We start from the raw sequence: 19,256 nt of genomic DNA on the forward strand, positions 1-19,256 counted from the left end.
TGGCGCGAACGGGTAAGCTACTGGCCGGACTGCCAACTATCCCAAGGATCAGGCCATGCACACTGTCGCCGTCGTCGCGGTTCCTCCGGTGAAAGCTTTCGACCTGGCCATGCCGGAAACGGTGCTCGGCGCGGCCATCGTGGACGGCGAACCCGGTTATCGCATCCTGGTGTGCACCGCCGTGCCCGGCGTCCTGCCCGCGGGGCTTGGCGGTTTCGATGTGGTCGTCTCCCGGGGCCTCGACGCGATCGAGGAGGCGGACATCGTGATCGTGCCGAGCACCGGCAGCCGCGCCGACGCCGATGCCGCCACGCTGGCCGCCCTGCGTCGAGCGATGTCCGCGGGCAAACGCGTCACCTCGATCTGCAGCGGAGCCTTCGTCCTGGCGCAGGCGGGTCTGCTGGCCGGCCGCACCGCCACCACGCACTGGGGCCTGGCCGACGAACTGGCGGCGAACCATCCGGACGTATCGGTCCGCAGCGACGCGTTGTTCATCGAGGACGGCCCGATCACCACGGCTGCGGGCGCCGCGGCCGGAATAGACCTGTGCCTGCATCTGATTCGCGCCGACTACGGCGCGACGGTGGCGAACGCCGCCGCCCGCACCGCCGTCGTCACTCCGGTACGGCCCGGCGGGCAGGCCCAGTTCGTGGACGCGCCCCTGCCCGCCGAGCACGGCGTGTCGCTCGCCGGCACCCGCGCCTGGGCGCTGCGACGACTGGACACACCGCTGTCGCTGGACGACCTGGCCGCCCACGCGCGCATCAGCGTTCGCACCCTGACCCGCCGCTTCCACGAGGAGACCGGACTCAGCCCGCAGAAATGGCTGCTGCACCAACGCCTGCAACGCGCCAGGGAACTGCTGGAATCCACCACGCTGCCGATGGACCAGGTCGCCAGGCACAGCGGCATCGGGTCGGCGGAATCGTTGCGCCAGCACATGATCCGGCATGTCGGGGTGCCACCGACCAGCTACCGCGCGTCGTTCACGCGTTCGCCCGCACGCCAGGCCCGCACAGAAAGGACGGTCGGCGCGGGAGGACCGGCCACCGACCGCCGGTGAAGCGGCCGCCACGCCCCGTGGGCAAGTCGAACGCGCACTACGGGCAGCGGGCTTGTGCTGGACGCGCAACCCCCATCAGTGCGTTCCATTCGGCGTCGGTGAGATCGCTCCCGGCGTGCTCGCAGGCGGTCCGGATCAGGCCGTCCGGTGAGATGTCACGTTCGATCAACGTTCCATCCACGCCGCCGGAGAATGCGGGACCGGGATTGACCGTCACGAGGTACCGTCCGTCAGCGGACACGGCGACCGCAGAGTTGACGTGCCAGACGGCGTCCGGTTCCAGTTGCCCGAGATTCGTGCCGTCGGCGAAGAGAGTCAATCGGCCTGTCGCGCCTTTCGCGACGACCACGGTCGCGTCCGCGGCGGCGGCGATCTGCGGGTTCGCGGCCCCATCGCCGCGGAAGGGAATCGTCCGCTCACGAGTCGAGCCGGTGCGATCCCATACCTCGATGCTGTCCTCGCGCTGGATCAGCAGATGCCGCCCGGCGAACTCGATCGCCTGCACGTCCTTGCCGTCGAGATCGTGCGTGATCTCCCGTCGCGACAAGTCGTAGACCGATATGTCCTCGGCATCGCGCATGACCAAGAATTCTCCGGCCGCATCGATCCGCGCTTGCGAGACATCGTCGGTGTCGACCGCACCGCCCAGCGGGATGAATTCCGTCTCGACACCACCGGTGGCCAAGTCGTGCAGGGACACCCTTCCTCTGTCGTCGAAAGACACGGCGGTTCCGGATGCGGACAACACGCCGGCCGCTCGGACGGTGTGCGAGGGCGGTGGCGACGACAGCACCGCCACCTCGAATGGCGTCTGCACCGACGGCCGGTGGGCCCAGACGCGACGGTCGTAGCCGGATACCGGATTCGCGGCGAGCACCAGCATGCCGCCGTCCGCGCGCCAGGAGAGAATTCCGGACAAGCCCGGTATGGAGAATTGACGGGACGAGTCCGGCCGGAGCTGCTGGATGATCACGACGTCGCTGTTCAGCGCCGAACTTCCCGGGTCCTTGTGCTGGCCTGTGATCGCCGCGGTGCGTCCGTCCGGTGACAGTGACAAGCTGGGCGGACAAGAATTGCATCCCTTGACGATCGGCACCGGGACGGATTTCGCCAGCCGGTCGCGCTGCGCGAGATCCCACAGGGTGACCAGTCGCCCGGACGCCGAAACCAGTTGTGTCTCAGAGGTCCCGAGGAAACGCAGTAGCTTCCGGTCGAAGTCGACAGCGGCACCGGTGATCAGTGGTGGCGGCTGCGGGGGTGTTACCTCGCCGGTCACGGGCGCAACGTATAACCCGGCGTCCGCACTGGGTACCGCCGCCGTGCGCGCCGAGCGGCTGAGCACGGCTGGAGCCGACCGGCTGGGCATGACGACACCTACATATCCGGGCTCCGGGCGGCCCGCGTCCGGCGTCGGACGCGGCCGGAGAACCGGCACCGGAATACCGGGCAAGACCGCGCATGTGAACGACGACCCGTCGGCCGACAATTCTCCGACATCTTGGCCGGTGCCACAGGCGTAGTCGGTGTCGAGGGGGGAAAGATCTACGACGGCGCCGTCGCGCAGCGAGATCTGTCGCACGCTGCCGTTGGTGTCGAGGAGACGCAAGGTAGCGCCATCGGTGAACACCATGCTGGTCAGCGCCCGTTCGGTCGGATGTGACGCGAGAACCCGCCCGGCGGCGATATCGATGATGTCGACCGCCCCCGGGGTGCCTGCCGCCGCCGTGGCATCGCGGCGATGAACCGCACCCACCTTCCCGGATTCGGATATGGCGACAAGATCGACCTCGGTCGTGTCGGGCACGTCGAGGTCCGGACGACCGGAGTTTCCACCCCACAATGCGATCGAGGCGCCGTCCGTGGCGAGGACGGTCCGGCCGTCCGCTGCGACGGCCAGTGACCGGATCTCACCGGGCAAACGCCCGACCGAAGTCGTCGCCGGATCACCGGGCGCCCAGCTCACGACTTGCCCGTCGGCCAGCCCGGCAACGACGGCTCGACCGTCGGCGCTGCTCTGCAGGGCGGTGACGTCCGCGGGCGTCGCAACGTAACGCGCGACTTTCGAACCGGCCAGATTCGCGCGGAGCAGAGCGGCATGGTGACGTGCGCTCGGGTCGAGACGGTAGGCCGCGACGGCCAGGAGCAGGGCCGCACGGACATCCGTGGCCATCCTCGTGTCCGAGACGGAAGCCATGAGCCGCGCTGTGGCGATCCTGGCCTGCTCCTCGGCGCGAGTGCTCTGCACCCGGGCCACGACCGCCGCGACCAACGCCACGACGAGCAAGATGACCAATGCGCCGATCGCGGTTTTCGCCCAGCGTAAGTTCCGCCTGGTCTGCTGATAGCCCTCGGATTTGACGTCGGCCTCGGATACGCCGCGAATCACCGCGGCGATACCCACCGCGATGGCGTCGATGTCCGGACGGGGCACGCCATCCGCGTTCTCGCGCCATTTGATCGTCTTGTATACGGGTTCGGACGCGAAAACCCCGAACAGGCGCGGCGGTAGCGCGGTGGAGCGCGCTCGGTCCCAATCCCCGGCTCGCTCGTCCCAGACCAAGGACCCGGCACTGAGAACCAGCAGTATCGTCTCGGGAGACCGATGCGCCAGCCACCACGCGATTTCGCGGTCCACCCAGATGGAACCGGCCGCCTCGGGCGAAGCCACCACGACGAGCCACTTCGAGCGCGACAGGCCCGCGACGATCTTGTCCCAGAGTTCCGGCCCGATCGGGACACCGCTGTAGTCGAGGAAGACGCGCATGTGCGGAAAGCGGTACCACGGCCGTGGCAGTTTTTCGATCGCGTTCTGGACCAGCGGAAGCACCGCCCGGTCCCGGTCGCCGCTGTAGGACAGGAACGCTCCGTACCCGGTGTCCGCGCGGGTGGTACGACGCCTCGGCACCACACTCACGATCGTGCCTCGCGTCCTACTGCGTTCGCATCGGCTGTCCCGCCGCCGAGACGTCGCAGAGCACGCCGATCGACACGACTACTCGACCCGGCTGCGCCCTGACAACCCAGCGTCTCCATACGCTTCAGCACGTCGGATACCGACGTTCCGAAGTCCCTCGGCGCCCACCATCGCGAACCGGCTTCCACACCTGCGACCGGCATCAGGCCCTCCTCCCGACTGCCGAGCTTCCGGCACTTCGATTGAACCATCGCGCCGGTGTTCCGTATCGGAAACAGGACCATTTGTCCTGCAGTCGATTTCGATCACGACAACCCTCGGACACATCCGGCGACACATCGGCACGTCTTCGCCGGGTCGGTCGGACGAATCGCTGTGCGACTCGCCACTGTGACGACGGGTTTTCGCGCGCCCGCCGGATTCATCGGTAGAAGTTGTCCATGACCAGAATTCTCGTCACGGGCGGAACCGGTGCGCTGGGCAGGCTCGTGGTCGACCGGCTGCGCGAAGCGGGCGATGACGTACGGGTGCTGTCCCGTCGCCCAGGGGCGGGCACGCATGTGGGCGATCTGCGCACGGGCACGGGTCTGGCGGAGGCCGTGGCGGACGCCGACGTCATCGTGCACGCGGCCACGGATGCCCGCCGGATGGGCGGCTCGGACCTCGCCCAGACCGAGAGCCTGCTGCGGCACGCGCGAGGCGTCCGGCACCTGCTGTACGTGTCGATCGTCGGGATCGACCGCATCCCGTTCCGGTACTACCGCAACAAGCTGGCCTGCGAACGAGCTGTCACCGACAGCGGTGTGCCGCACACCGTCCTGCGCGCGACCCAATTCCACGAACTGATCGCGGCGGTGCTGCAGACCGTCGAGAAATGGCCGGTGGCGCCGCTGCCGCAGGACTTCCGTTTCCAGCCGGTCGCCGCCGCCGATGTGGCGCGGCGGATCGCCGAGCTGGCCGAGGGCGAGCCGCTCGGCCGGGCTCCCGACTTCGGGGGCCCGGAAGTGCGGACGATGGCGCAGTTGGCGCAGGTCTGGCAAGCCGCCAGGCAACGTCCCCGGCGGATCGTCCCGCTGCCGGTGCCCGGACGCATCGGAAGCGCGTTCCGGGCGGGACTGAACACGTGCCCGGATCATGCCGACGGCGTACAGACCTGGTCACAGTTCGTCGCGGCGGGGCCGGTGAATCCCTATGCGGGCGACCGAAAGCGTCGATGATCGCAGATCCGCGACAGGACCGACTCTGCACCGAATCGTCCGTGCGTGCTCCGAACGCGTGACTTACCCCGGACCCGCACCGATCGCCTGCGGCCCGCCGCACTCGGTAATCGAGCAGGCTCGACCGGCTGGGCCGGAAACCCGATCGCGGGGCTCAGCGAGCCCGCGCTCGCACCAGCTCCCCCGCCGCAACCCGGTAGCGGTCGGCGATCAACCGGACCACCGCCGGGTGCACGCCGATGGGTTCGGCGACGCCGTCCGCGCCCGACTCGTGCAGGCGCTGCTGGAACAGGCCGTGCGCGAGCAGATACGAGGCCACGAAGACCCGGCTCGCCCCGCTCGCGCGCAAGTCCGTGACGACATCCGGGACGCGCGGCGCACCGGTGGCGACGTAGCCGATGCGGACTCCTGCGCCGAGGCGCTCGGCCAGCAGTGCGGCCGCACGCCGGACATCCTGGCGGGCACGGGCGTCCGAGGAGCCCGCCGCGGCGAAGACCACCGCGTCGCCCGGAGACCAGCCCGCCGCGCGCAGACGCATCGCCATGATCCGCGCCAGCGCCGGATCCGGCCCCATCGCGGGCGTGACCGTCACAGCGGGATGGTCGCTCTCGGCGACCTCACGCGGCACGTCCTGATAGACGTGATAACCAGAGGCGAGAAACGCCGGAACAACAACGGCGGGAACGGACTCCCCGGCCGGAGTCACGAGATCACGCAGAACTTCCGAGGGCGAAGGACCGAGCACGTCCACGAATGCCGTACGCACCCGGGGCGTCTCGGTGCCGGGCCCCGAAACCCCGGCACCGAGTTCCTTCGTCACGGCCTCGGCGAGCGCCGCGATCATCTGCACGCCCTTGGTGCTGCGGGTCCCGTGGGCCACCAGCACCAAGGCGGGCGCGTTCACCAGCCCCCCGCAGCCTGGATGTACCGAGGTGCCCGGGTCGGGATTCCGACGCCGGGCACCTGCGGTCCTCCTGTCGCGGTGGGCCGTGGATTGTTGTCGGTACATTCCGCCGGGTCCAGCGCGAGCCGGTAGCCGCGTTTGACCACCGTCTGAATCGCTTTCGGCGTGCCGAGTCCGGCGCGCAGGCGTGCGATGGCGGTCTCCACCGCGTGCGTGTCGTCCCCGCCGCCGGGCAGCGCGGCGAGCAGGTCCTCGCGCGAGACGACGCGGCCGGGCTGGCGGGCCAGCGAGCGCATCAGGGCCATCGGGGCGGGCGCCAGTTGACGCACCTGACCGTCGACCACCACGCAGGCGCCGCGCACGCTGATGATGTGGCCCGCGGCATGGATCCGGTTGGCCCGCCGGGGCAGTTCCTCGGCGACGTGGCGGGCCAGCGCGCCGAGCCGGGCCCGGCCCGGCATCGAGGTGGGCACCCCGAGTTCTTCCAGCGGCGCGGCCGTGATCGGGCCGACGCAAGCGGGCAGCACCCGGCCACGCAGCGCGTACAGCAGTCCTTCCAGCAGTCCGGTTTCCTTGGCGCGCATCAACATCGACGCCACGGCGGGAGCGCTGGTGAAGGTGACGCAGTCGATCCCGGAGGTGACGGCGGCCTCGATGAGATGATCCATCGGCCCCTGGTCGTCCGGCGGCACCCAGCGGTACACCGGCACCGGCACGACATCCGCGCCCGCACAACGCAATACCTCGCAGAAGTCGGGCACCGGCTCCCACTCGGTGGTGGCCCCGTGCAGCTGCACGGCGATCCGGACGCCCTCCACGCCCTCGGCGAGCAGGTGATCGAGCACTTCGGCGGAGGACTCGGAGGCGGGCGACCACTCCTCGCGCAGTTCCGCGGCGCGGATGGCGCCCTTGGCCTTCGGGCCACGGGCGAGCATGCGGGTGGTGCCCAGCGTCGCGCGCAGGTCCTCGGCGAGGCCCCAGCCCTCGGCCGCCTCCATCCACCCGCGGAAGCCGATTCCCGTGGTGGCCACGGTGATCTGCGGCGGATCGGCGACCAGCTGCCGGGTCACCCGCTCCAGCTCGTTGTCATCGGCCAGCGGGATGATCCGGATGGCCGGCGCCGAAACGATGGTCGCGCCACGGCGTTCCAGCAGGGTGGCGAATTCCTCCGCCCGCCGGGCCGCCGTGATACCCACCGTGAATCCGGCCAGGCTCGCGCCCGCGTCAACTGTTGTCATTGGCGTTCATCCATCCGAGGACGCGAGCGCGGAGGTCACCGGCTCGTTGGAAATCGAAACGATGCCGTCGTCCACGCGCACCGCGTACACCGGCAGCATCGCCGATTCGTCGTCCAGGCAACGCCCGTCGACCAGGGAGAAGGCCTGCTTGAGCAGCGGCGAGGCCACGACCGGCACGCCGCCGCGATCGCCGACGATTCCGCGCGACATGACCGCCGCCCGGCCGATCGGATCGATATTGCCGACGGCATACAGCATGCCGTTCTCCAGCAGGAATAGGGCAGCTTGGCGGCCGCCTTTCAGCAACACCGCAACGCCGCGGCCGGGAATCAGGTAGTCGAGACGGCAAGCCTGCGTCCACCCCGTGGTGGTTGCTGTGGCGATGCCGGGGGTATCGATCACGGTCATCGGTGTCATCCTCCAAACGCCTTACTCATTGGTACCGACGTTCTGTTTCCAAGCGGTTAAGCGGTCATTTCCCCTGCGTGGCGACCGGGACTTCCGGCAGTCCGAGCAGGACGGGAACCTTCCGCTCCCCGGTTTCGTCGAAGGAAATCGTCGGATCGGCTTCCTCCGGGGCGTTGACGAACGACACGAAGCGAGAGAGCTTCTCTTCGTCCTCCAGCACCGCGGCCCATTCGTCGCGGTAGCCGGCGACGTGCTGGGCCATCGCCGCTTCCAAATCCTCGGCGATGCCGAGGCTGTCCTCGCAGATCACCTGCTTGAGGTAATCCATGCCGCCTTCCAGCGCCTCCTGCCAGGGAGCGGTGCGCTGCAAACGGTCGGCGGTGCGGATGTAGAACATCAGGTACCGGTCGATGTACTTGATCAGCGTCTCGTCGTCGAGTTCACCGGCCAGCAGCACCGCGTGCTTCGGGGTGAGACCGCCGTTGCCGCCGACGTAGAGGTTCCAGCCGTTCTCGGTGGCGATCACGCCGACGTCCTTGCCGCGCGCCTCGGCGCATTCGCGGGCGCAGCCGGACACCGCCAGCTTCAGCTTGTGCGGCGAGCGCAGGCCGCGGTAGCGCTTCTCCAGCAGCACGGCCATGCCGACCGAGTCCTGCTGCCCGTAGCGGCACCAGGTGGAGCCGACGCAGCTCTTCACGGTGCGCAGCGACTTGCCGTACGCGTGACCGGATTCCATGCCCGCGTCGACCAGCCGCTTCCAGATCAACGGCAGCTGCTCGACGCGCGCGCCGAACAGGTCGATGCGCTGGCCGCCGGTGACCTTCACGTACAGGCCGAATTCCTTGGCCACCTCACCGATGGTGATGAGCTGCTCGGCGGTCACCTCGCCGCCGGGCATCCGGGGCACCACCGAGTAGGTGCCGTTCTTCTGCAGGTTGGCCAGGAAGTGGTCGTTGGTGTCCTGCAGCGCGGCCTGCTCGCCGTCGAGGATGTGGTCGCTCGAGGTGGAGGCGAGGATGGACGCCACGGTCGGCTTGCAGATGTCGCAGCCCGCGCCCTTGCCGTACTTGGCGAGCAGCCCGGAGAAGGTGCGGATGCCGGTGACCTGGACGATCTGGAACAGCTCGGCGCGCGACTGCTCGAAGTGCTCGCACAGCGCCTTGGACATCTCCACGCCGGACTGTTCGAGCAGCTTCTTGAGCATCGGAACGCAACCGCCGCACGAGGTTCCGGCGCTGGTGCAGCTCTTGATCGCCGGGACGTCGCAGGCGCCGTCGGCGATCGCACCGCAGATCGCGCCCTTCGACACGTTGTTGCAGGAGCAGATCTGCGCGTCGTCCGGCAGCGAGTCGGCGCCGAGTTCCGCGCCCGCGGGCGAGATCAGTGCGGCCGGTTCGGCGGGCAGCGGGCGGCCGACCAGCGGGCGCAGCGCCGAGTAGGCGGTGGCGTCGCCGACCAGGATGCCGCCGAGCAGCGTCTTCGCGTCATCGGAGACGACGAGCTTGGCGTAGGTGCCCTTGGCCGCGTCGTGCAGCACGACCGACAGCGCGCCCTCGGTGACGCCGTGCGCGTCACCGAAGCTGGCCACGTCGACGCCGAGCAGCTTGAGCTTGGTCGACATGTCCGCGCCCGGGAACTCGCCCGCCCCGCCCAGGAGGCGGTCGGCGACGATCTCGGCGGTGCTGTAGCCCGGCGCGACGAGGCCGTAGCACACGCCTTCCACGGCGGCGCATTCCCCGATGGCCCAGATGTTCGGGTCGGAGGTCTGCAGGCCGAGATCGGTGATGATGCCGCCGCGGGGGCCCACCTCGAGGCCCGCGTCGCGGGCGATCTGGTCGCGCGGACGGACACCGGCGGAGAACACGACCAACCCGGCATCGATCACGGTCTCGTCGGAGAGCGTGACCTTCACGCCCTGCCCCGCGGCCTCGATCGCGGAGGTGCCCACACCGGTGTGCACGTGCAGGCCGAGGTCGGTGACCAGGCGTTCCAGGATGGCGCCGCCGCCCTCGTCGACCTGGGCGGGCATCAGCCGGGTGTTGTACTCGACCACGTGCGGGGTCAGCCCGAGCAGGCGCAGCGCGTTCGCGGCCTCCAGACCGAGCAGACCGCCGCCGACCACCACGCCCGCCGCGCCGGGACCGGCGGCTTCGGCGGCCGCGCGGATGCCGTCGAGGTCGTCGATGGTGCGGTAGACGAAGCACTCCGGCCGGTCGTGGCCGGGCACCGGCGGCACGAACGGGTAGGAGCCGGTGGCCAGCACCAGTGCGTCGAAGGCGAGGATGTCGCCGGAGGAGGTGGTCACCTTCCGCGCCGCCCGGTCGATCGACTCGGCGCTCTGGCCCAACCGCAGCTCCACCAGCTCGTCACCGGCGTACTCGTTGCCGGGCAGCGCGAGCGCGCTCGCGTCCCACGCGCCGACATAGGACGAGAGGCCGACGCGGTCGTAGGCGGGCAGCTGCTCCTCGCTGAGGATGATCACCTGCCACCGGCCTTCGGTGTCGCGCGAGCGCAGCGCCTCGACGAACCGGTGCCCGACCATTCCGTGGCCGACGACCACCGCGGTCTTGCGAACGACTGTGGGGTTCATCTGGGGGTCCTCCTGGACTGGATCGGGTGTCAGGCGCGGGCCGAGCCGGCGGACGGGGACTGGGACCGACCGGCCTCGGCTTCGAGGACGAAGCTCTCGGCTTCGGTCACGACATCGGAGTCGGCGGCCAGGCCCCGCAGGCCGGGACGGCGCAGGAACACCGCCCAGACCACCAGGGCGCAGAGCACGTAGAAGGCCACGAAGACCCAGAACGCGGTGGTGGCCGACTTGGTGGACGCGTAGGAGGAGCGCAGCACCAAGTTGATGCCCACGCCGCCGAGGGCGCCGATCGCGCCGACGAAACCGATCAGCGCGCCGGAGGTGTTCTGCGACCAGGCCGACCGTTCGGCGGGCGTGGCGTCCAGGCTCCTCGACTTCGCCTCGAACACCGACGGGATGATCTTGGTGACCGACCCGTTGCCGATGCCGGAGAGCACGAACAGGGCGATGAAGCCGATGACCAGAGCGGTCATCACGCCGCCGCCGGCTACGCCGTCGTTGTTGTCGGCCATCGTGCTCGCCACGGTGACCAGCAGGGCCGCCGCCATCATGGCGATGAACGTCAAGAGCGTCACTTTGCCGCCGCCGATGCGGTCGGCCCACTTACCGCCGTAAGGCCGGGCCAGCGACCCGAGCAGCGGACCGATGAACGCGATCTGCGCGGCATGCAGCGTGGCCTGCGCGACGGTGTCCCCGCCGGCGCGGAAGCTGATCTGCAGGATCTGGCCGAAGGCGAAGCTGTAGCCGATGAACGAGCCGAAGGTGCCGATGTAGAGGAACGCGATCGCCCAGGACTGCGGCACCTTCAGCGCCGTGAGCATGTAGGACAGGTCGGCCTTCTGGTTGGGCAGGTTGTCCATGAACAGCGCGGCGCCGAGCCCGGCGATCGCGATGAGCACCAGGTAGACCGCGCAGATCAGCGAGGCGTAGCCGTTGCCGATGGTCGCGATGACCAGCAGGCCGATCAGCTGGATCACCGGAACGCCGATGTTGCCGCCGCCCGCGTTCAGGCCGAGCGCCCAGCCCTTGAGCCGCTGCGGGTAGAACGCGTTGATGTTGGTCATCGAGGAGGCGAAGTTGCCGCCGCCGAAGCCCGCGAACGCCGCGACCACGAGGAACGTCGTGTACGAGGTGCCGGGCTGGTTGACGAAGTACAGCGTGAGCAGCGTCGGGATGAGCAGCATCACCGCGCTGAAGACTGTCCAGTTGCGTCCGCCGAAGCGCGCGGTCGCCACGGTGTAGGGAATCCGCAGGAACGCGCCCACCAGGGTGGGCATGGCGACCAGGAAGAACTTGCCCGCCGGGTCGATGCCGAACTTGTCGGTCGGCATGAACAGCACCATCACCGACCAGATCGACCAGACGGAGAAACCGACGTGCTCGGCGAAGACCGACCAGATCAGGTTGCGCCGGGCGATGTCCTTGCCGCCGGCTTCCCAGGCGGCGACATCCTCGGCATCCCAGTGCTCGATCTGCTGCCTGCGGATCTTCGTCCGTCCCAGCGCTTCCAGACGGTTACGCGTCAGCGTGCTCAACGGGGCCTCCCAATGTCGGATGGCCCCACGGTAGGAAATGGGTATTGCCGAAATGCTGCGCGAAATGACCGTCAAATCAACGGTTGCTCACGATTACCCGTGATCCGGGGTGAGTTTCGCGCCAATGTTTCAGGGATGTGACACAACGGTTTCCGCGCGTCACAAATGGGCCGATATCGAATTCGGCGCGCAGTGAGGTGTGACGCGCGCTACTTTCGCGAAAATCGTTGCGCCCATCCTTACTCCGTTCGCACAGCCGCGCAACCGGAGTTGTGAGTTTTCCCGCCGACAGCGCCGGACTCAATTCCAGGTGTCTTCGAGCAGGCGCGGCTTGCACGCCTGCCAGGCGCCCACGAGCAGCACCAGCACGGCCACGGCGAGCATCGCGAACGGAGCGAGCCAGCCACCCGTCGCCGTGTGCAGGACGCCGAACAGCAGCGGACCCACGCAGGCCACCGCGTAGCCGACGCCCTGAGTGAAGCCCGACAGCGCGGCCGACCCCGCGGAGGTGCGGGTGCGCAAGTTGATCAGCGTCAGCGCCATCGGGAAGGTGCTCGGGCCTAGACCGAGCACAACGACCCACAGGATCGGCGCGGCCATCGGTGCGAGGAACAGCCCGGTGAACGCGACGAAGAACAGCACGGCGCAACCCACCACGACGGGAAACGGATTGCGGAACCGGGCCACCACGGTCGGCGCGGTGAGCGCGGCGACCAAGCCGACCACGGCGAACAGGCCGACCATGGCTCCGCCGTACGCGGCGCTCGCGCCCGCCTCGCTCAGGATCTTCGGCAGCCACGTGAACATGGCGTAGGTGGTGAGCGAGGTCATGCCGAACATGCCCGCCATCCCCCACGCGATCGGCGAGCGCCACGCGCGGCCGGAATGCGGCTGCTGCTGCGGCACCGCCGTCGTATCCGCACCGTCGCGCCCGCGCCTGCCGCGCAGCACCGCCAGCCAGGGCACCGCCGCGGCGAAGCCGAGCAGCCCCCACACTCCCAGTGAGACGCGCCAGCCGTACGCCTCGGCGACGGGGACCGCGGTGAAGGCGGGCACGACCGTGCCGAGCTGCACCATCACGATGTACAGCGAGCTGATCACGGCGAGGCGATCCGGAAAATACCGTTTCACCAGCGGCGGGATGACCACGTTGCCGATGCCCATGCCCGCGAGGGCGAGCGCGGAGAAGACGAGCAGTTCGGCGGTGCCCGACATCAGCACGCGCAGCACCATGCCCGCACCCGCCATCAGCATGGCCGTCAGCGCCGTGCGCTCCAATCCGAGCCGTACCGCCAAGACCGGGGTGAGCAGTCCGGACAGCGCGAACATGGCGGTGGGGATCATGCCGAAGACGCCGACAACGGCGGCGCCGTATCCGATTTCGGCGCCGATCCGCTCGGCCAGCGGGCTGAACGCGGTGACGGCGACCCGCAGGGTGAGTGCCGACATCACGATGGCGGTGAGGACCAGCAGGCGACCCTCGGTCAGCGCGCGTCGACGGCGCTCGACCAGGACGGATACCTGGCGAGCCTCGGTTTCGGGAAGGGTCGCAGTCACCGAGAAATCATAGGATGACCGGATGAAGACCGGCAACGATTTGTGATGGGCGGTACTCTGTCGGGGTGCAACCCGTCCGGCGTACCAGCCTCATCGCTCAGGTCACCGAGCAGCTGCGTGCCGAGATCCTTTCCGGCCGTTGGCCGATCGGCGCCCGCATCCCGACCGAGCCGGAGCTCACCGAACTCACCGGCACCGGCCGCAACACGGTGCGCGAGGCCGTCCAGGCGCTCGTGCACGCCGGCATGCTGGAGCGCCGCCAAGGGTCAGGAACTTATGTGATCGCGGCCTCCGACCTCGGCGGCACCCTGGGCAAATACTTCGCCGACGCGGAGGAGCGCGACGTGCTGGAGCTGCGCCTCGCGCTGGATGTCACCGCCGCGGGCCTGGCCGCGCGCCGCCGCGACGACGCCGACATCGCGAATCTGCTGCGCCTGCTGGCCGAACGCGACAAGAAATGGGACGACGACCCCACCGCCGCGATCGAGGCGGACGTCCAGTTGCACCGGGCCATCGTCGTCGCCAGTCACAACGCGGTATACCTCGAGTTCTACGATTCGCTGCTGCCCATCATCGAACAGGTCATCCGCGCCCGCACCGCCAAGTCCGACGACTCCTACACCGAGGAGCACGCCGCGTTGGTACACGCCGTGATCGACGGCGACCCGGAACGGGCCGCCTCGGCGACGCGCTGCTTCCTGAATTCGCTCATCGCGGAATATCCCGACGCCCGCTGACTCGCGTCAGGTAACCGAGTGGTCACCATGCGGGGCCGCGCGATGTGAGTCGGATTTGCCGGGAACGTCATCGCGGGCCACGGGGACGCAACAAGCGGCTCATACCTTTGTCTCGACCGTAGCTAGCACTCGACAGCCGCCGGCGGCGCCGCCGCGATGAGGGCCGGTCGAGCCGAATCGAGAGGAAGCCGATGACCGCCGTAGCAGCCACCGGCCAGCAGTCGCAGACAACGACTTTCGAATATCAACGACGTGGACGCTGGCTCGACCACTGGGATCCGGACAACGCGAAGTTCTGGGAATCCGGTGGCGCGAAGACCGCGCGCAAGAATCTGATTTTCTCCGTATTCGCCGAGAATCTCGGCTTCAGCATCTGGGTCATCTGGGGCACCGTCGTGACCAGCATGGGCGCCGCCGGATTCGACTTCCTCGCCGGTCTCGGCAAGGGCAATCCCACCGCGGTGAGCAACGCGCTGCTGCTCACCTCGACGCCCACCCTCGTCGGCGCCGCACTGCGCATCCCGTACACCTTCGCCATCCCCCGCTTCGGTGGCCGAGCGTTCACCGTGTTCAGTGCCGCGATGCTGCTGATCCCCACGCTCGGCCTGGCCTACTTCGTCAACCAGCCGGGCACGCCGATGTGGGTGTTCCTGGTGCTGGCGGCGCTCGCGGGCGTCGGTGGCGGCAACTTCTCCTCCTCGATGGCCAATATCAACTTCTTCTTCCCCGAGGGCAAGAAGGGCGCCGCGCTGGGCATCAACGCCGCCGGCGGCAACCTCGGCGTCGCCCAGACCCAGCTGGTCCTGCCGCTGCTGATCACCCTCGGCACGCACATCATGGCCAAGGATCCGGGCGGTTACCGCTTCGGCATCACGCTGTCGGTCCTGGTCTGGGTGCCGTTCATCCTGGCCGCGGCGTTCGGCGCGCTGCGCTACATGGACAGCATCAGCACCGCCAAGTCGGACGGCAAGTCCTACCGGCTCGCGCTCACCAACCGGCACACCTGGGTGATGGCGGTCCTCTACATCGGCACCTTCGGTTCGTTCATCGGCTTCTCCTTCGCGTTCCCGACGCTGATCAAGGCCAACTTCCCGGACCTCGCCAAGATCGGCTGGATCACCACGCTCGGCAACCTCGCCTTCCTCGGCGCGCTGGTCGGGTCGTTCAGCCGGCCGTTCGGCGGGTGGGTGTCCGACAAGGTCGGCGGCGCGAAGATCACCCTGTACGTGTTCGGCGGCATGGCGATCGCGGTCGGGCTGATCATGGCCGGGCTGGAATTGAAGAGCTTCCCGCTCTACCTCGTCGCGTTCCTGCTGCTGTTCGTGCTCACCGGCATCGGCAACGGCTCGACCTACCGGATGATCCCGACCATCTTCAGCGCGGAGTCCAAGAAGTACGCCACCGAGCACGGCCTCGACGCGGCCGAAGCCGCCGCGTCGGCCAAACGCCAGGCGGGCGCCGCGATCGGCGTCATCGGCGCGGTCGGCGCCTCCGGCGGCTGGCTGTTGCAGCAGGCGCTGCGGCTGTCCAACACCCACCTGCACAGCATGGCTCCCGCGTTCTGGGCCTACGCCGCGACGTTCCTGGTCATGGCCGGCGTCACCTGGTGGTTCTATCTGCGGTCCTCGTTCGCCATCCAGCGCGTCCCCTCACTGGCCTACGCGAACGTCTGACCGCCGCAACCTGTCCCGCGGTCCGGACCCCGCGGGACACGGGCGCGACAACCGCCGTCCCCCTCCGGCGGAACCGCCCTGCCGAACGTCCGCCCATCACCCGCTCTCGGGTCCAGCAATGGGTTCCGGCCTGCACCGGGACGATGGGCGGACGTTCGGTTTCGTGCGGTCTGTGACTCTATGCCGCAACGGCATTCGGGTCTCGGGGAGCAGGCGGGTGCGGCCGGGACGATGCGGGCATGGATTTTCGTGCTCATGCCGATGCGTGGCCGGCGGCGTGGAACGCGCATGACCTCGACGCCAGCATGGCCCTTATATGAACGCGAAACAGCGGTAGCGATCCGAAATTGCGATGCTGCGCGCTGATCGTCAGTACGGCAGGTGTACTCCGTCGCGCACTTCCTTGACGGTCCTGGCGATCATTTGTTGCAGGGTGCCTGCGATGCGTTCGGCGGTGGTGGGTTTGATCGTGAGCAGGTCGGTGCCGAAGGTAACGTAGCGTCCGTCGTTCTCGACGTCATTGAGCTGAAAGTCTTTGCGACCTTCGGTATGCCGATTGTCCACGCTTCCCATCGCGTAGACGCCGACGTGACCGATCAATGTCATCGCGCGGGTGAAGAACCGCTCGAACTCCTCTCGCGGCGTCGGGCGCCAGGCATCACGGACCGGCGGACGTGGCCGCGTGAGTTCGTCCGCGGAAGCCTGCAATTGCTTTCCCGTTCCCGGGCCGCAGACCGGGAACACATCGACCACGGCCCGCGCCACCTCACCGGCGGACAGCAACGTCAACACCACGTCGCCGCCGTGCTCCGGGTCGGGTCCCGGTTCCTGCACCGCGACCGCGCCGTGCTGGGAGTGCACTCCCGCATGCGCCCGCAGCTTGCGATCCCTGCGTTCGCCGGTGAATCCGGCCACTTCCACCCGAGCCTCCGGCGCCAGCAACACTTCCACGGCACGCAACAGGTCGTCATCGATGCGCGGGTGCAACGACTGCGCCGCGGCCTGCCGCAACCGCAGGCTCTCCGACCGGAACTCCGTCGTGTACTGATGCTGCAAGGGATAGGGCAGCACATCCCGGCCGGTGGACTCCCACAGCGTCCGGAATTCGAGCGCGGTGAACCGCCAGCTCTGCACCTCAGGCACGGGTGACGTCCTTACCGCTGGCTGTCACCGATGACCGGCGGCACCGTACGGGGCAGATCGTCGAGCCCCGTGAGCTCATTGCCGTGTTCCTGGGTGATCAGGTAGTCCGGGATCCCCTTGGTTGATTCCTCATCCGACTTGCCACCGCGCGCACCGGGAGCCATCCCACCCATACCGCTCGTGCCGGCGCGGCCGGGCGACGCGCCGGTCCGCGCGGCAGCCGGAACCGCGGTGGCGTTGTTCGGTGCGCCTTTGGAGGGAACCGAAACACCCGGCGCGTTAGGGGCCGTGGGACTGCCCGGACTGCCCGGCGTGCTCAGGTGCGGGCTGCCGGGGCTGTTCGGCGATGTACTGGGCGGCGGCGTCGTCGAGGCAGGTGTGGTCGCGGCGGGGGTGGTGGACGCCAGTGTGGTCGGCTCCTCCGTGGTGGGCGCCGGATCGGTAGTCGACTCCGGCGTTTCGGAGGTGTTGTCCGAAGACTCGGTGCTCGACGTAGTCGTCGGATCGTCGCTGGGATTCGTCTCGGAGGGATTCGAGCTGGGCGAAGACGTCCCCGAAGGGTTTCCGCTGCCATTGTTCGTGCCGCGCGGAACGCTGCCGTCGTCGGATCCACTCGGATTCGAAGCCGGGCGAGGAATCACCGGCACGTTGGTATCGGACTCCATGACGACTGGGGAGTACACGGTCCGCAGCACCCGTAACGCCTCGGTTTTCGCGTTGTACTCGGCGACGTCGTCATTGCGCCAATCTCGTCCGGCTGCCCAGGAACGAAGGTTGTCCCAGCCACTGCGATGCTCCGGCGCGTGCGGCACCAGCTGTTTGGTCGGCTCCAGCCCTGTCAGCAATTCGGACAGCTTATTGCCGGTCAGCCGGGCCGCGTTGGAGACCTGCGCACCTTGCGCGGCATAGTCGCCGACCGCGCTCGCCGCGGCGTTGCGCGCCTCGCCTCGCCACACACTGTCGTCGGTGGCGCGCTCCATCGCCTTCGTGAAGGTCTCCAACGAGGTCTGGTGCCGATCGGCGATGGCGTTCCACGCGGTCACCAGATCACCGACCGCCTTCAGATCGATCTGATCGACCTTCTGGCGCAGCGTCGCGACATCGTGCCGCTCGAACTCGTCCGCGTCCAAAACTTCCCTCGGCCGGAATTCGCCCTGGAACCCGACATCGGCAGCTCGGCTGCGCACACCATCGCGCTGCTGGTTGTACTTGCCCTGCACCTCGGCCGCATCGACCTTGGGCTGTAACTCCTCACCCGCAATCCAATCTTGGAGACTGCGGACCATCGCCGAACCCAACCCCTGGTCGAGCTGGAAGACCGGCATACCACCGTACGGGTTCCCCATCAGCGCACCTGCTCGGTGTTGTCGGCGAACTGCGTCGCGTTCTCGATGTCCTGCCCAGTGATCCGCTTGAACGAGATCGCCATGACCTCACGCATGTTCTTCACGGTCTCGATGTGTTCCAGGATAACTTTGTCTATCGAATTGTCCTCGCCACTAGCCTGTTTCAGAAACTTCCTGACCAGATCGTCAGCCATCTTGAAGTCACCGAAACCCGCTACATTCTCCAAGTTACGAGCGAAGTCGCGCATCGCTTGCAGAGCCGAGACGCGCTCGTCACAGGCTTTCGCGCATAGGTAGGCAGCGTTCTCGTCGTCGAGATATAGCTCCCCCGCTCTGGCTTGACTAGCAAGCCGGTCCCACACCGATGCGTTTCCCTCGCTCATATGCCCCTCCCTGATCAACGCGGTATGGCAGGCACAATCGACTCGCCAGCCCGATATAACACCGTGCACGGCTCCTCCAGGCCGTCCATGCCCGCACGGTTCAAGATTCTCAATTGCACAACACCTTGGGAAGCCGGAAACAGTACGTCGCAATCAAGGTATTTTGATGCCCCCTCGACTCGAAACTGCCGACCTTGGCGACCTGCGACAGTGACGTCCTGGAACTCGACGTTCCCAGGCTTGCGTTCGAACTCAGACACTGTACGGCTGGTCGAGAACACCGTGATGGTGTACTTGGACCCTCGCCAGCTGCAGATTTCCCAGCCGGACTGAGGCACTCCGGCGATGCCGGGCTCCTCGGTGGCCGGATCAACCCCAGCAGTCCGCAACGCCTGGTCAGGAATCCCCGTGCACGGATTGAACAGAGTCTGGGCCGCAGTCGTACTGGATCCCGTCGTCGGCGTGCCGCTCGTGGTGTCCTCGCAGGCGACGACTCCGGCTGTCAGCGCACCGATCAGCAGTGCCAACGTGATTCGACGGCTCATCCC

At 68.1% G+C, this 19,256-nt stretch carries 15 protein-coding genes; 4 read left to right on the forward strand and 11 right to left on the reverse strand.

Annotated elements, in window-relative coordinates:
* The first annotated feature begins 55 nt into the window (after positions 1-55).
* Entirely contained in the window at positions 56-1,063 is a 1,008-nt protein-coding gene (locus ACWEKR_RS32805; protein WP_452357794.1) for a GlxA family transcriptional regulator, read from the forward strand.
* 37 nt (positions 1,064-1,100) lie between these two features.
* On the opposite strand, the gene ACWEKR_RS32810 is transcribed toward ACWEKR_RS32805, so the two are convergent.
* The gene (locus ACWEKR_RS32810; RefSeq protein ID WP_452357795.1) at positions 1,101-3,968 is read right to left on the reverse strand and encodes a hypothetical protein; all 2,868 of its coding nucleotides are present in this window, start codon (positions 3,966-3,968) and stop codon (positions 1,101-1,103) included.
* Between the two features lie 449 nt (positions 3,969-4,417).
* Here ACWEKR_RS32810 and ACWEKR_RS32815 point away from each other — a divergent pair, with 449 nt between their 5' ends.
* Positions 4,418-5,194 (forward strand): SDR family oxidoreductase, encoded by a 777-nt coding sequence (locus ACWEKR_RS32815; RefSeq protein WP_452357796.1) that lies wholly within the window; start codon positions 4,418-4,420, stop codon positions 5,192-5,194.
* Positions 5,195-5,348: 154 nt separating this feature from the next.
* Here ACWEKR_RS32815 and ACWEKR_RS32820 read toward each other — a convergent pair whose 3' ends face one another.
* From ACWEKR_RS32820 to ACWEKR_RS32845, 6 genes are all read right to left on the reverse strand, one after another.
* Entirely contained in the window at positions 5,349-6,098 is a 750-nt protein-coding gene (locus ACWEKR_RS32820) for a sirohydrochlorin chelatase (protein WP_452357797.1), read from the reverse strand.
* Positions 6,095-7,336 carry a uroporphyrinogen-III synthase gene (locus tag ACWEKR_RS32825; protein WP_452357798.1) on the reverse strand — a complete coding sequence of 414 codons (1,242 nt, stop codon included), beginning with the start codon at positions 7,334-7,336 and terminating at the stop codon, positions 6,095-6,097. The genes ACWEKR_RS32820 and ACWEKR_RS32825 overlap by 4 nt, the downstream gene beginning before the upstream one ends.
* 6 nt (positions 7,337-7,342) lie before the next feature.
* The gene (nirD, locus tag ACWEKR_RS32830; protein ID WP_452357799.1) at positions 7,343-7,744 is read right to left on the reverse strand and encodes a nitrite reductase small subunit NirD; all 402 of its coding nucleotides are present in this window, start codon (positions 7,742-7,744) and stop codon (positions 7,343-7,345) included.
* Positions 7,745-7,808: 64 nt separating this feature from the next.
* A complete protein-coding gene (gene nirB / locus ACWEKR_RS32835; RefSeq protein WP_452357800.1) occupies positions 7,809-10,334 on the reverse strand; it encodes a nitrite reductase large subunit NirB in 2,526 nt (841 codons plus the stop codon).
* Positions 10,335-10,363: 29 nt separating this feature from the next.
* Positions 10,364-11,860, reverse strand: a complete 1,497-nt coding sequence (locus ACWEKR_RS32840; RefSeq protein ID WP_452357818.1) for a nitrate/nitrite transporter — start codon at positions 11,858-11,860, stop codon at positions 10,364-10,366.
* Between the two features lie 309 nt (positions 11,861-12,169).
* The gene (locus tag ACWEKR_RS32845) at positions 12,170-13,426 is read right to left on the reverse strand and encodes an MFS transporter (protein ID WP_452357801.1); all 1,257 of its coding nucleotides are present in this window, start codon (positions 13,424-13,426) and stop codon (positions 12,170-12,172) included.
* A 65-nt stretch (positions 13,427-13,491) separates the two neighbouring features.
* On the opposite strand from ACWEKR_RS32845, the gene ACWEKR_RS32850 reads away from it, so the two are divergent.
* Positions 13,492-14,163 (forward strand): FadR/GntR family transcriptional regulator, encoded by a 672-nt coding sequence (locus tag ACWEKR_RS32850; RefSeq protein WP_195091679.1) that lies wholly within the window; start codon positions 13,492-13,494, stop codon positions 14,161-14,163.
* A 191-nt stretch (positions 14,164-14,354) separates the two neighbouring features.
* On the forward strand, positions 14,355-15,836 hold the full coding sequence (locus ACWEKR_RS32855) for an MFS transporter (RefSeq protein ID WP_452357802.1): 1,482 nt from the start codon (positions 14,355-14,357) through the stop codon (positions 15,834-15,836).
* Between the two features lie 369 nt (positions 15,837-16,205).
* Here ACWEKR_RS32855 and ACWEKR_RS32860 read toward each other — a convergent pair whose 3' ends face one another.
* From ACWEKR_RS32860 to ACWEKR_RS32875, 4 genes are read right to left on the reverse strand one after another with little or no spacing between them, the layout of a single operon-like run.
* Positions 16,206-16,979 (reverse strand): ESX secretion-associated protein EspG, encoded by a 774-nt coding sequence (locus ACWEKR_RS32860; RefSeq protein ID WP_452357803.1) that lies wholly within the window; start codon positions 16,977-16,979, stop codon positions 16,206-16,208.
* Positions 16,980-16,990: 11 nt separating this feature from the next.
* Positions 16,991-18,325, reverse strand: a complete 1,335-nt coding sequence (locus tag ACWEKR_RS32865) for a hypothetical protein (protein WP_452357804.1) — start codon at positions 18,323-18,325, stop codon at positions 16,991-16,993.
* On the reverse strand, positions 18,325-18,708 hold the full coding sequence (locus ACWEKR_RS32870) for a hypothetical protein (protein WP_452357805.1): 384 nt from the start codon (positions 18,706-18,708) through the stop codon (positions 18,325-18,327). Before ACWEKR_RS32870 ends, ACWEKR_RS32865 begins: the two co-directional genes overlap by 1 nt.
* 14 nt (positions 18,709-18,722) lie before the next feature.
* Entirely contained in the window at positions 18,723-19,235 is a 513-nt protein-coding gene (locus ACWEKR_RS32875; RefSeq protein WP_452357806.1) for a DUF3558 domain-containing protein, read from the reverse strand.
* Between the last annotated feature and the right edge of the window lie 21 nt (positions 19,236-19,256).

The organism is Nocardia sp. NPDC004573 (assembly GCF_053602135.1).